This is a genomic window from Vibrio sp. Vb339 (assembly GCF_902751245.1).
In the GTDB taxonomy this organism is placed as follows: Bacteria; Pseudomonadota; Gammaproteobacteria; order Enterobacterales; family Vibrionaceae; genus Vibrio; species Vibrio coralliirubri.
Map to the genome: position 1 here is coordinate 832,062 of NZ_CADDIS010000002.1, position 13,576 is coordinate 845,637.

Consider the following 13,576-nt stretch of genomic DNA (forward strand, 5'->3'; position numbering starts at 1 on the left):
GTATATCGAACGCAAAAAAAAATGCCCGTCAAATTAACGGGCATTTTCTAATTTACTGGCAAGTCTTGGCTAATTAATTAAGAGCTCTCTATCAAGTAGGAACTCTTCATCAACAAGAAAAGATAACAGGCTTACGCTTGCTCTTTTTTCTCTGCCAATTTAACTGCGATTGCTAGCTCTTCCAGTGATGCTGGGTTCGCTAGGCTTGGCGCGTCTGTTAGTAGACATGCTGCAGCTGTTGTTTTCGGGAATGCGATAACGTCACGGATGTTCTCAGTACCACAAAGCAGCATTGCTAGACGGTCAAGACCGAATGCTAGACCTGCGTGAGGTGGCGTACCGTACTTAAGTGCTTCAAGTAGGAAGCCGAACTTCTCTTGTTGCTCTTGTGCTTCGATACCTAGGATACCGAATACCGCCGTTTGCATTTCTGCGTTGTGAATACGTACAGAACCGCCGCCTACTTCGTAGCCGTTGATTACCATGTCGTATGCATCAGAATTTGCTGCTGCTGGGTTCGCTTTAAGCTCTTCCGCGTTCACACCTAGTGGTGATGTGAATGGGTGGTGCATTGCGTGTAGGTTACCTTCACCGTCTTCTTCGAACATTGGGAAGTCAACAACCCACAGTGGAGCCCATGCAGATGTGTCTGTTAGCTCTAGATCCGTACCTAGTTTAAGACGAAGTGCGCCCATTGCTTCAGCAACGATGCCCGCTTTGTCTGCGCCGAACAGAATGATATCGCCAGATTCAGCTTGAGTGCGATCTAGAATACCGTTGATTACGTCTTCGCTTAGGAATTTAGCAACTGGAGATTGAATACCTTCCATGCCTGCAGCACGGTCGTTAACCTTCATCCAAGCTAGGCCTTTCGCGCCGTAGATGTTTACGTGTTCAGCATAACCGTCGATTTGCTTACGAGTTAGCTTAGCACCACCTGGAACACGGATAACCGCTACGCGACCTTTTTCGTCGTTAGCTGGGCCAGAGAATACTTTGAACTCAACGTCTTTAACCAAGTCAGCAACGTCAACTAGCTCTAGTGGGTTACGTAGATCTGGTTTATCAGAACCGAAACGACGAATCGCTTCAGAGAAAGGCATTACTGGGAATTGACCTAGTTCAACATCTAGAAGTTCTTTCCACATATCGTGAACAAGCTTCTCAGTCACGTTACGTACTTCTTGAGAAGTCATGAAAGATGTTTCGATATCGATTTGAGTAAATTCAGGCTGACGGTCAGCACGTAAATCTTCATCACGGAAACATTTAACGATTTGGTAGTAACGGTCAAAACCAGACATCATCAGCAGTTGCTTGAACAGCTGAGGAGATTGAGGAAGTGCGTAGAAGCTACCTTTGTGAACACGGCTTGGTACTAGGTAGTCACGAGCACCTTCTGGTGTCGCTTTCGTTAGTACTGGCGTTTCGATGTCTAGGAATAAGTTCTCATCTAGGAAACGACGAACGAAGCTAGAAGCACGTGCACGAAGCTTGATACGGTCGCTCATTTCTGGACGACGAAGATCGATGTAACGGTACTTAAGACGCTGCTCTTCAGAGTTCGTTTGGTTGAAGTCTAGTGGAAGCGCTTCTGAACGGTTAATGATCTCTAGACCAGTCGCGTAAAGTTCTACTTCACCAGTAGCCATGTCTTTATTTACTTGGCTGTCCGGACGAACACGTACTTCACCAGTAAACTTGATACAGAATTCATTACGCAGTTGGTTAGCGATCGGGAAGATATCTTTCATATCTGGATCGACAACAACCTGAACGATGCCTTCACGATCACGCATATCAATAAAGATAAGACCGCCTAAATCACGGCGACGGTTTACCCAGCCGCACAATTCTACAGTTTGTCCCGCCAGGGACTTGTTCAGGTTACCACAGTAATGGGTACGCATAATGAATTTCCCAATCTCTTAATTATTTACTAATTTCCAAGCTGTAGGTGTCAAAATAGCCCTACAGAGCAAAGGATCATTTATACGCGGAAACTCGCTTAAAATCGACCTTCCACATTCGAATTTATTGTGTTTTATCTGGCTTTGCTGCTTTTTAGCCCATCAAGTGCGCAAAGATTCATCAAAACCGAAAAAATTGCGATAATTATATCTCGAAAGTACCTTAATCAGCAAAACTCTCGTAAAGTAGATTTTAGGGCGCGTTGACCTTTCGTGGTTAAATTTTGTTCGAGATAAAAGCGTTTTAATCGCGGCGAGGGGGAAGTAGCCTAGTCATTCTAAGCAAATCTCCCTCAACAAAGAGTAAAACGCTTTTAGCCGAACCCTTCCGGCAGCGTTTGCTGGTCATTTCTACTACGTTATCGGCTTCTCATGTAGACTAGCTACACATCAAAGCCTCTGCCTTGTATAAATACCCAGCAACTCGCTGCAAAAACCAGCTCGAAAGATCAACACGCCCTAATTTCAACCCAAAAACTTTTTGTAATGACTGATGGCGTGATGGATAACGGTGTAATAGATGGATGATCGTGTAATAACAACAGAAACTTTACCTCTAAGACTTGGATTAACCATGTGGTCTCACTCTGAGTGGCAAAGTCAGTTCTATGGCAAGGGAACCAAGCCTGCTGAACGCTTAGAAAAGTACACGCAAGTTTTTCATACCGTTGAGGGCAACACGACCTTTTACGCTACGCCAAGTATGTCTACCGTTCACAATTGGAAAGCCGCCAGTCACGATGATTTCAAGTTCACCTTCAAATTGCCCAAATTCATCACCCACCAGCAACAACTGAGACACTGCCAAGCCGAACTCAAAGAGTTCTTGATGACGATGTCGCCACTGCATGACCGCATTGGTCAATGGACGATTCAGCTGCCACATAGCTTTGAGCCCAGCATGCTGCCTGCCCTACAAAAGTTTTGCACCTTATTCCCAAAAGATATGCAGCTTGGCGTCGAAGTTCGACACTTAGGTTTCTTTGATAAGGGCGATGCGGAAAAACGCTTCAACCAATGGCTGGTTGAGGAAGGCATCAATCGCATCATTATGGACAGCCGCCCCGTTTTTTCTGCGCCACCCACCACAGAAGCGGTGATCGATGCGCATCAGAAAAAACCGCGTGTTCCTGTTCATGCAATCGCTACAGCAAACAATCCGATGGTTCGCTTTATTGGTCACCCAGATCAAGAACCTAACATTGAGTTTTTTAAGCCTTGGTTTGCCAAAATCCCAAACTGGCTCAATGAAGGCAAACAACCCTATTTAATGATCCACACCCCAGACAATAACCATGCGCCCGAACTTGCGATTGCTATCTATAAACGGCTACAAAAGCAAGTGTCTGAAAATACATCATTATTACTTCCCGATCTGGCTCAGTTTCCGGCTCAAAAAGGCAATCACCAAATCTCGATGTTTTAACCTCTCACTTATAAGTAACTTCGAACCTTGAGCTAAATCTCAGTTTTCGTGACAGTAGCGCTTTTTTTACGTAAAATACGTCCCCTTTTATTTGGTACGAATTTTGTGCCAATTACGCTAACTGTCGAGAGAAAATGCTATGAGCAACACAGACAATATCTTTTCCGCTCCTATTGATAAAATTGGAGACTTCACCTTTGATGCAAGGGTTGCTGAAGTATTTCCGGATATGATTCAACGTTCGGTGCCTGGCTATAGCAATATTATCTCTGCAATCGGCATGCTGGCTGAGCGCTTTGTAAAGCCACACTCAAATATTTACGACCTTGGCTGCTCGCTTGGTGCTGCGACACTTTCTATGCGTCGTCACATTCAGCAAGAAGGCTGCACGATTTTCGCGATCGATAATTCAGAAGCCATGGTTGAGCGCTGCAAATTACACGTTAATGCTTACCGCAGTGACACACCGGTAGAAGTGATTGAAGCCGACATCCGTGAAGTGGAAATCAAAGACGCTTCTGTTGTAGTGCTTAACTTTACGCTGCAATTTTTGTCTCCAGACGATCGATACGCGCTGCTTGAGAAAATTCATGCTGGCTTGCGCCCAGGCGGGATCTTAATCCTGTCAGAAAAATACGTATTCGAAGATGAAAGCTCAAATGAACTGCTTATCGACCTGCACCATGATTTCAAACGTGCTAACGGGTACAGCGAGCTAGAAGTAAGTCAGAAACGCAGCGCAATTGAAAACGTGATGCGCCCAGATTCTATCCCTGTTCACAGGGAGCGATTTGATAAGATTGGCTTCTCAAGCAGCGAAGTCTGGTTCCAATGTTTCAACTTTGGTTCAATGTTCGCGATAAAGTAAACATTTTCGATTACGTAACCGTCGCGACACCGTTAGCACGTACTAAAATGTCATCCTCAAGAGCGAGGAACGAGCGAGTTGGGGATCTCTTATCAAACACGATAAACGAGATTCCCTAGCATGTTTGTCCACACTCTTAATCGAGTGACAAATTTAATTTCTACACCACCAACTCAGTGAAAACCTATGTTTAATTTTGCCAATTTTTATCAACTTATTGCCCAAGATACTCGCCTTCAGCCGTGGCTAAATGTACTGCCACAGCAACTGACCGATTGGCAAAATGCAGAGCACGGTGACTTCGACCGCTGGTTGCGTGCACTAAACAAGATTCCACAAGGTGTGCCAGACCAAGTTGATCTGAAAAATTCAGTGACGATTGGTAGCTCAACACCGTTTCATACGGGCGAGCTTAAAAAGTTAGAAAGCCTATTAAAGACGTTCCACCCATGGAGAAAAGGACCTTACACGGTTCACGATATTCATATCGATACTGAGTGGCGCAGTGACTGGAAATGGGATCGTGTGCTTCCACATATCTCTCCATTGAAAAACCGTTCGGTTCTCGATGTAGGTTGTGGCAATGGTTACCACATGTGGCGCATGCTGGGTGAAGGTGCCCGCTTAACGGTTGGTATCGATCCTTCTCACCTGTTCTTGGTTCAGTTTGAAGCGATTCGTAAGTTGATGGGTGATGACCAACGAGCTCACCTATTACCTCTGGGTATTGAGCAGCTGCCAAAACTGGAAGCTTACGACACTGTATTCAGCATGGGTGTGCTTTACCACCGCCGTTCGCCATTGGACCATTTGATTCAACTAAAAGACCAATTGGTGTCTGGCGGTGAGCTGGTTCTTGAAACCTTGGTGATTGAAGGCGACGAAAATGCGGTACTGGTTCCGGTTGACCGTTACGCGCAAATGAGAAACGTCTACTTCTTCCCTTCAGCTCGCGCACTGAAACGCTGGCTAGAACAAGTTGGTTTTGAAGACGTACGAATCGTTGACGAAAATGTCACGACAATTGGTGAACAACGCACCACAGAATGGATGACACATAACTCTCTTCCAGATTACCTAGATCCAAACGATCCAAGTAAAACGGTTGAAGGTCACCCTGCACCGAGACGTGCGATTCTGGTAGCAACAAAACCATAGATTTACTGCCCACAAAGCAGTGGCATATTGAGTAAATAAAGCACAAGCCTATTAAGGCAGCAAAACCATTGCTTGCATGGTCAAAAAGCCACCGTTAATTTCGCGGTGAACTTTGCTTCCTGAGCTCACGAATTGAACAAAAATTGACTTATGTTTAATAAGTGAGCTATTTCAAATAGCAATAATTGGCGTAGCGCTCACATTGCGATTCAATATGACCAGACTCTTACAATAGGATGCTTCACGCATCCTTTTTTGTAGGCTAAACTTCTAAATAGTCTGAACTATTCTCTAATTCTCAAAGGTTTTTTTTATGTTTAAGCGATTATCGCCTATTGTGGCGGTTGGTTTGCTCTCTGGTTGTACCCTCACGAACGGTGCTACCTACCACCAAGAAACTCTCGACGCTATTTCCAGCTCAGAGACAAACATCGCAAATAAGGTTCAAAATCTTGAACTGCAACTAAGCAATCAAAGTGATTATATTGAAAGCTTAGAAGACGAAATCACTACCCTTTCTAATCAATTAGATACCCATCTAACGAGCATGGAACACAAGGTCATCGAAGAGCTAGAGGAAGAAGAACCTGTCGCTGTTGCCGTTGCTCCTATCGCTCCTACATCACAACCGACTATCCTTGGCGGTATCGAAAAAGTGTCTATCGACTCGATCTCCCAAAGTTTTGATGCTCGTGTTGATACTGGCGCAACCACCTCTTCTTTAAACGCTGTCGATATCAAAGAATTCGAACGTAACGGCAAGAACTGGGTTAAATTTCACCTAGACGACAAAGCCCAAGCTGAAGAAGACCAGAAATGGATTGAAGCGCCTGTTGTACGTTATGTAAAAATCCGTCAATCAACCAATGATCAAGCAGAACGTCGAGCTGTGATCGAATTATGGGTGAAAGTTGGAAAAATCCATGAAAAAGCGCAATTTACATTGGCGGATCGCTCTCAAATGAGTCACCCTGTATTACTAGGGCGCGAATTTATCAAAGACATAGCGCTGGTAGATGTAAGTAAAAAGTACGTACAAACGGAAGTTAAATAACAATAGTAGGGTAAGCTATGACGTCAAGAATTCCATTTTATATCTCTATATTCCTGCTTATCGTGGCAGGTATAACACTGAGTATGTTCAGACATACGACCTACGGTGTACCTTGGACTCCAGGGGAAACCAGACAGGTTTGGGACGTTGAAGCTCGCATCGAGTTCAACGCAGTAGGCAAAGAAGCAAAAGTTTCCTTAGCAGCTCCTCATACTCAGTCTAACTACACACTTATCGGCGAATCGGCTTCATCGCCAGGTTACGGTATCTCTTACTTGAATACCGAATCAGGTCGCCGTGCAGAGTGGTCTATTCGATACGCAGATGGCCCTCAAACCATCTACTACAAAACACAATTCCTAGTCGACAACCAAGCAAAAGTTGATGCTATCGCACCAGAAGGTGAAGTTGCACAGCCAAGCTTCGACGGCCCTGAAGAAGCGGCTTCTCTGGCATTGATTGATAGAGCAACAAAGCGTTCTGCTGACAATATCACTTTTACCCGCGAGCTCATCAAAACACTTAATGATCCAGACAGCCAAAACTCAGCGCTGATTCTGAACAACATGACCAAAGTGGAAGCGACACACAAGCTACTTTCAGCGGCGAAAATACACAACAAAGTGGTTGGTGTTATCGAGTTAGAAGATGGTCGTCGTCGTCAGTCGATTCAAAACATGATTCAGATCTGGGATAACGACGAGTGGATTCTTTTCTCTCCTGAATCAAGCGAACAACAAGTTCAACCAAACCTACTCATCTGGGACGAATCAAACGTTTCTCTACTGGATGTTGTTGGCGGTCAGAACAGTAAAGTTCACTTCTCTATGATTGCGCAAGAGATTACTCCTACTGAAGCAACCAATAGCAAAGTCTCTGCTGATCAACTGTTAAACCTTTCCATTCACAGCCTACCGCTAGAAGAACAAGCGATGTTTAAAACCATCATGCTGATTCCTATCGGTGCTCTGATTGTTGTGTTCCTACGTGTCATCATCGGTCTGAAAACGTCTGGTACATTCATGCCAGTACTGATTGCGGTAGCCTTTGTACAAACACAACTGGTAACGGGTATTGTTGGCTTCCTACTTATTGTAGGTACGGGTCTGATTATTCGAAGTTACTTGTCCAAACTCAACTTGCTCTTGGTAGCCAGGATATCCGCCGTAATCATCACGGTAATCATGATTATCTCTGTGTTTACTGTAGTCGCGTTTAAAGTGGGTCTGACTGAAGGTCTATCTATTACGTTCTTCCCAATGATTATCCTATCTTGGACTATCGAACGTATGTCTATCCTGTGGGAAGAAGAAGGCGCGAAAGAAGTAATGCTGCAAGGTGGTGGTTCTCTATTTACTGCGGTTCTTGTTTACTTAGGCATGACTAACCCGTTCATTCAGCACTTAACGTTTAACTTTATTGGTTTACAACTTGTTATTCTAGCGACCATCTTGCTACTAGGTAACTACACAGGATACCGTCTAACCGAGCTTCGTCGCTTTAAACCGCTAGCGGAGGACTAAGTTATGTTTGATCAGTTTACTTCACCGTTTAGGTTGAAAGACAAAGGCATAATGGGAATGAACAAGCGCAACCATAGTTATATTGGTCGCTACAATGATCGTTCCAAGTATCCACTCGTTGATGACAAGCTTAAGACGAAGATCATTGCTGAACAGGCTGGTGCTACTGTACCAAAACTGATTGGCGTGATTGGTCATCAAGCTGAAGTAAAAACAATCCACAAGATGGTAAAAGAGTGGCCGGGTTTTGTAATCAAGCCAGCTCAAGGCAGTGGTGGTAAAGGTATCCTTGTTGTGACTTCTCACAAGGACGGCGTTTACACCAAGCCATCAGGTTCGACTATCAATGAAGAAGACGTAGAGCGCCACATCAGTAACGCTCTCGCGGGTCTTTTCTCACTCGGTGGTAAGAACGATGTCGCTGTAGTTGAAAACCTCATCAAGTTTGACGAGTGTTTTGACGGCTTCAGTTACGAGGGTGTACCAGATGTACGAATCATTGTATTCAAGGGCTACCCTGTAATGGCGATGATGCGTCTATCGACTTCAGCTTCTGATGGTAAAGCTAACTTGCACCAAGGTGCTGTGGGTGTAGGTATTTGTATCGCTACGGGTAAAGCCGTTCGTGCGGTTCAGTTTGATCACCCTGTGACTCACCACCCAGATACGGGTAAAGAGTTGGCGCTGTTACAAGTGCCACATTGGGAAAAGCTGCTAACTCTTGCATCAAGTGCTTGGGAAATGACAGGCCTTGGCTACATGGGTACGGACATGGTTTTAGACCAAGAAGAAGGCCCGATGGTACTGGAGCTAAACGCTCGTCCTGGATTAGCAATACAGATTGCAAACGGCGCAGGTTTATTACCTCGCTTGCATCATATTGAAAACCTGGGCACACCCGCTGAATACCCAAAACCAGCAGAGCGCGTTGCCTACGCTGCTAAGCAATTTGGTGTTCACGGTAGCGAAATTGTTCCAAACTAAGCTCATCTAAATTAAAAGCGAAACGACTCAGTCATTGATACTGAATCTAGCTCGATAAAAAGGCCGCATAACTTTGAGAGTTACGCGGCTTTTTAATGTCTGCCGTCTTTTACCTAGCTAACATGACTAAGCCTCTGTTACTTCACTTTCAGGCTCACGAATAGGATCAATACGCACAGCCGCCACCTTAAATTCAGGGATCTTCGCGTGTGGATCGGTCGCTGTGGTAGTCAAACGGTTAACTGGTGATTCAACAAAATGGAATGGAATAAACACCACACCCTTTTGCATTCGTTTAGTCACAAAGGCCGCGATTTCGATTTCACCACGACGTGTCGAGACCTTGAGCATCTGACCATTCGAGATACCTAACGCTTCAGCATCATGAACACTCACCATGGCACGCGGTCCTGCTAAGTTATCCAGTCCTTTTGTTTTACGTGTCATGGTTCCGGTGTGGAACTGTTCTAGAATACGGCCTGTCGTTAATACTAACGGGTATTCCGCATCCGGTAGTTCAGCAGCGTATCTAAACGGAATCGCCTCCATTTGACCACGCCCACGCGTAAATTGAGTCTGGTGCATGATACGAGTGCCATCTGGGTTGTTCTTATTACTTGGCCATTGCACGCCGTTGACCGTAATGTTCTCCCAACGTAAACCACCATACTGTGGCGTGACACGCGCTATCTCATTGGTGATATCAGCAACGGTTTTATAGCCCCAATCACCGCCCATTGCGTTGGCTAGCATTTGGATAATCACCCAATCTTCTTTCGCTTCACCTGGAGGCAATACCGCCGGGTTAATACGCTGAACACGACGTTCGGTATTAGTAAAGTGACCAGACTTCTCAGCAAACGAGCAAGACGGCAGAACCACATCGGCATATTGAGCGGTTTCGGTTAAGAAAATATCTTGAACCACGAGGAAATCTAACGCTTCAAGACCTTCAATCACATGCGCTTGGTTCGGGTCACTCAGCACTGGGTTCTCGCCCATTACGTACAGGCCACGAACATCTCGATGACACGCACCATCAATAATTTCGGTCAGCGTTAAGCCTGTTTCAGCCGGTAAGTCAGAAACACCCCACTCCATCGCAAATTTTTGACGAACCATTGGGTTATACACTTTCTGATAACCCGGAAGGTTGTTTGGCAATGCGCCCATGTCACACGCACCCTGAACATTGGATTGACCACGTAATGGGTTGATACCACCGCCTTCAATTCCAATGTTGCCACACAAGAGCTGTAGGTTAGCGATAGAGCGAACGTTATCGTGACCAGTAGTGTGTTGCGTAATGCCCATCGAGTAGTACACCGCTGTTCGTTCTGCAGTACCAATCAATCGTGCCATTGCAAAGATGTCTTCCGCTTTAACGCCAGTTACTAGCTCCACTTTGTCTAGCGAATAGCTTGGTGACATGACCTCTTGGAGCAAGGTATCAAAGCCATCCACACGATCTTCGATATATTCTTGGTCATACCAACCGTGTTTGATGATCTGCTGCATCACACCATTGATCAACATTACATCGGTACCCGGTCGGTGCGCTAAATAAAGTTCAGCATGGTCAGCAATATCGATTCGTTTTGGATCGGCAACGATCAATCTCGCTCCACCATGTCTCACAGCTTGCTTGATATGCGAGCCAATAATTGGGTGTGCTGAAGTCGTGTCAGAGCCAATAATAAAGATCACATCTGAGTGCTTGATGCTTGGAATATCATTGGTCATCGCCCCGCTGCCCAGCGAAGCTTCTAAACCAGTAACTGTCGATGCGTGACAAAGGCGCGCACAGTGATCGACGTTATTGGTGCCGAGTTCACGACGTATGAATTTTTGGAAGGCATAGTTATCTTCATTGGTGGTTTTCGCCGACGAGAACCCCGCTAAAGCGTTACTGCCAAAGCCTTGCTTAATCGCAGTAAACTTCTCGGCAATGAGCTTAACTGCCTCATCCCAACTTGCAGGTTGCAACCAGCCATCTTTACGAATTAATGGTGTGGTTAAACGCGCATCGCTGCCCACAAAATCGAATCCAAATCGTCCCTTAACACACAACATGCCTTCATTAACCGGAGAGTCTCCGCCTTCGATATAGCGGATTTTGTTTTTCTGCTCATCGATATGCATGGTTAACTTACAACCCACACCGCAATAGGTGCAGATGGTATCGACTTTCTTGAGTACGTCTGTGTCTCCCTGCTTTCTATCACGAGCATCGACCATTGCACCCGTTGGACACGCCTGAATACAAGATCCACATTGAACGCAGTTTGAGTCGCCCATTAAGGTCTTGTCTGCCCCAAAGTTAGGGCGACATTCCGGTCTTGATGCAGGCTTGCCGTCTGATTGATTCATGAAGCTTAGAACGCCATGAACATTCTGTTCTCGACACGCTTGGATACACTGGCCACAACTAATACAGCGGTTAGCGTCAAAGATAATGAACTCAGAGCTGTCATCGACTGAAAATTTTTGTCTTGTTAAACCGACCTTTGCTTCTTCTGCGCGAATCGCTTGCCAACTCTCATTCGAAGCCACATCGATTTTGTACTCTGGATGCGTTTGCGTTGCTTTGTATTCGGTCGAGTAGTCTCGTAGGTCGCAATCGGTATTGGCTTGGCAGCCACACTCTAGACATCTTGCTGCTTCCGCTATTGCATCAGCATTCTCAAACCCTGTTTCTACTTCATCGAAGCTTTGTTCACGCTGCTCGGGCGTTAACTCAGGCATGATCTTACGCGCCATGCGTTGTATCGACTGGTATTGCTCAGGATCCACCGCTTTGAGCTGTTTGTGCTTTATTGAGTTAAACGGTTTGGCCGGAATATTGTCCATATCACCATGCAAGAAGCGATCGATCGCTTGTGCAGCAATACGTCCATCCCCCACCGCTTCGACCGCAGTTGCAGGGCCGCGTCGGAAATCACCAATACTGAAAATATTTCCGGTTCCGGTATGCATGGTTTGTGGATCAGCATCTGCGGTATTCCAACGAGTAAGAGGAATATCAATCGCTTCATTGTCCATAAAGCTCAGATCAGGCTTTTGCGACACGGCGGCAATAACCGTATCAAACGCTTCAACAAAGAACTCGCCCGTTGGTTTAGGGCTGCGACGACCTGAAGCATCAGCAGGACCCAAAGCCATTCGTTCTAATCGTATTTCTGATACATGGCCATTATCATCGGCTATGTTTTCTGCAGGGTTGGTTAAGAAGTGGAACTTCACCCCCTCATGTTCAGCTTCTTCGATTTCGTAATCTTCTGCTGGCATCTCATCTCGAGTACGACGATAAATCAGCGTAGTATCCGCGCCATCACGAACCGCTGTTCGAGCACAGTCAATCGCGGTATTACCGCCACCGATCACGGCAACCTTTTTACCAGTGACATACTGCTGATCGGTCACGTAATCTTTCAGATAATCGACACCCAAATAACAACCGCCGAATTCACTACCCGGGTAATTCATCTCAACCGCTTGTGATGCGCCAACCGCTAAACAAATCGCATCAAAATCGTTACTTAAATCAGACAGTGTAAAATCAACACCGAGTTTTTTGCCGCACTCAACCACCATTCCGTTGCGACACATCAACTCGATTTCTTTGTCTAAAATCGACTTAGGTAAGCGATATTCAGGGATACCGTAACGCAGCCAACCACCCGCTTGCGGCATCGACTCATAGACACTGACTTCATAGCCTTCGTTAGATAGGTAATAACCCGCCGTAAGACCACCGGGGCCACTACCAACAATAGCAATGCTCTTACCTTTATTTGGTTTCTTAGCTGGCATGTAGCTCTCTTGAGCCGCTAAATCTGCATCGGCAGCGTGTCGTTTGAGTTGGCGAATCGCGATGGATTCATCGACCAAGTTACGACGACATTCGGTTTCACAGAAAGCAGGACACACACGACCAATTGAAAGCGGCATTGGCAATGTCTTTTTGATCACTTCAATCGCTTTGATGTGATCATTTTGAGCAATATGGTGCAGGTAAGATTGGATGTCGACCCCAGCAGGACAGGCTGTTTGGCATGGCGCTTCACAGTCAGCGTAGTGATCGGTCATGATGCGATTCAACGCTTCTTGTCGATAGTTCGTTAACTGTTTTGACTGAGTGGTAATATTCAGCCCATTAGACACTTCAAGCTCACAAGAGCGAGTAACACCAACGCCATCAACTTCAACGACACACAAATCACAAGGCACTTTATCCGCTGTTTTGTTCAAACCACATAAAGATGGGATCTCCAAACCACATGTTTTTGCCGCTTCAAGAACGGTTTGTCCTTGCTCGACGATTCGATATTTCCCATCAATAACGATTTGAATCATACCTAAGTCCTACCTTTACCTTTCGCACACGCGAGTTATCAATAATTAAAATTTAAGTAATACAATATTATTAATATTATTAAATCTATGTCATTACCATACATTATTTGCGGTTTTGTGCGTGTGACCTCAAACAAGTTCCATTGATAATAACCATAAGGTATGAGTGGTCTTATCAGTATCGAAGAGAGGATTAAGCGGGAGGGGTTCTGCTGTAGAAGTAAGAAATAAGGAATT

General features: G+C 45.4%; 8 protein-coding genes. 6 read left to right on the forward strand and 2 right to left on the reverse strand.

All coding sequences use genetic code 11. The features are described from left to right. Nucleotides 1-131: 131 nt before the first annotated feature. Nucleotides 132-1,910 (reverse strand): aspartate--tRNA ligase, encoded by a 1,779-nt coding sequence (gene aspS, locus HRQ85_RS12385; RefSeq protein WP_017062081.1) that lies wholly within the window; start codon nt 1,908-1,910, stop codon nt 132-134. Nucleotides 1,911-2,490: 580 nt separating this feature from the next. Between aspS and HRQ85_RS12390 the strand changes: the two genes are divergently transcribed. The 6 genes from HRQ85_RS12390 to HRQ85_RS12415 all read left to right on the forward strand — a co-directional run bounded on the left by HRQ85_RS12390 (nt 2,491) and on the right by HRQ85_RS12415 (nt 8,983). Continuing rightward, a complete protein-coding gene (locus tag HRQ85_RS12390) occupies nt 2,491-3,396 on the forward strand; it encodes a DUF72 domain-containing protein (protein WP_172379741.1) in 906 nt (301 codons plus the stop codon). A gap of 139 nt (nt 3,397-3,535) precedes the next feature. Further along, on the forward strand, nt 3,536-4,264 hold the full coding sequence (gene cmoA / locus HRQ85_RS12395) for a carboxy-S-adenosyl-L-methionine synthase CmoA (RefSeq protein ID WP_017062083.1): 729 nt from the start codon (nt 3,536-3,538) through the stop codon (nt 4,262-4,264). A 186-nt stretch (nt 4,265-4,450) separates the two neighbouring features. Beyond that, nucleotides 4,451-5,422 (forward strand): tRNA 5-methoxyuridine(34)/uridine 5-oxyacetic acid(34) synthase CmoB, encoded by a 972-nt coding sequence (gene cmoB / locus HRQ85_RS12400; protein WP_009846365.1) that lies wholly within the window; start codon nt 4,451-4,453, stop codon nt 5,420-5,422. 313 nt (nt 5,423-5,735) lie between these two features. After that, nucleotides 5,736-6,476: an ATP-dependent zinc protease family protein gene (locus HRQ85_RS12405; RefSeq protein ID WP_172379742.1), complete on the forward strand. Its 741-nt coding sequence runs from the start codon at nt 5,736-5,738 to the stop codon at nt 6,474-6,476. A gap of 17 nt (nt 6,477-6,493) precedes the next feature. Next, entirely contained in the window at nt 6,494-7,999 is a 1,506-nt protein-coding gene (locus tag HRQ85_RS12410; protein WP_172379743.1) for an inactive transglutaminase family protein, read from the forward strand. Nucleotides 8,000-8,002: 3 nt separating this feature from the next. Continuing rightward, a complete protein-coding gene (locus HRQ85_RS12415) occupies nt 8,003-8,983 on the forward strand; it encodes an alpha-L-glutamate ligase-like protein (protein ID WP_029235462.1) in 981 nt (326 codons plus the stop codon). 126 nt (nt 8,984-9,109) lie between these two features. Here the strand turns inward: HRQ85_RS12415 and fdhF are convergent, their stop codons facing one another. Continuing rightward, nucleotides 9,110-13,339: a formate dehydrogenase subunit alpha gene (gene fdhF, locus HRQ85_RS12420; RefSeq protein ID WP_172379744.1), complete on the reverse strand. Its 4,230-nt coding sequence runs from the start codon at nt 13,337-13,339 to the stop codon at nt 9,110-9,112. Between the last annotated feature and the right edge of the window lie 237 nt (nt 13,340-13,576).

Excerpts from the sequence above, each read along its gene's own strand:
- aspS (WP_017062081.1), bottom strand. The coding sequence starts at position 1,910 with ATGCGTACCCATTACTGTGGTAACCTGAACAAGTCCCTGGCGGGACAA.
- HRQ85_RS12390 (WP_172379741.1), top strand. The coding sequence starts at position 2,491 with ATGGATGATCGTGTAATAACAACAGAAACTTTACCTCTAAGACTTGGA.
- cmoA (WP_017062083.1), top strand. The coding sequence starts at position 3,536 with ATGAGCAACACAGACAATATCTTTTCCGCTCCTATTGATAAAATTGGA.
- cmoB (WP_009846365.1), top strand. The coding sequence starts at position 4,451 with ATGTTTAATTTTGCCAATTTTTATCAACTTATTGCCCAAGATACTCGC.
- HRQ85_RS12405 (WP_172379742.1), top strand. The coding sequence starts at position 5,736 with ATGTTTAAGCGATTATCGCCTATTGTGGCGGTTGGTTTGCTCTCTGGT.
- HRQ85_RS12410 (WP_172379743.1), top strand. The coding sequence starts at position 6,494 with ATGACGTCAAGAATTCCATTTTATATCTCTATATTCCTGCTTATCGTG.
- HRQ85_RS12415 (WP_029235462.1), top strand. The coding sequence starts at position 8,003 with ATGTTTGATCAGTTTACTTCACCGTTTAGGTTGAAAGACAAAGGCATA.
- fdhF (WP_172379744.1), bottom strand. The coding sequence starts at position 13,339 with ATGATTCAAATCGTTATTGATGGGAAATATCGAATCGTCGAGCAAGGA.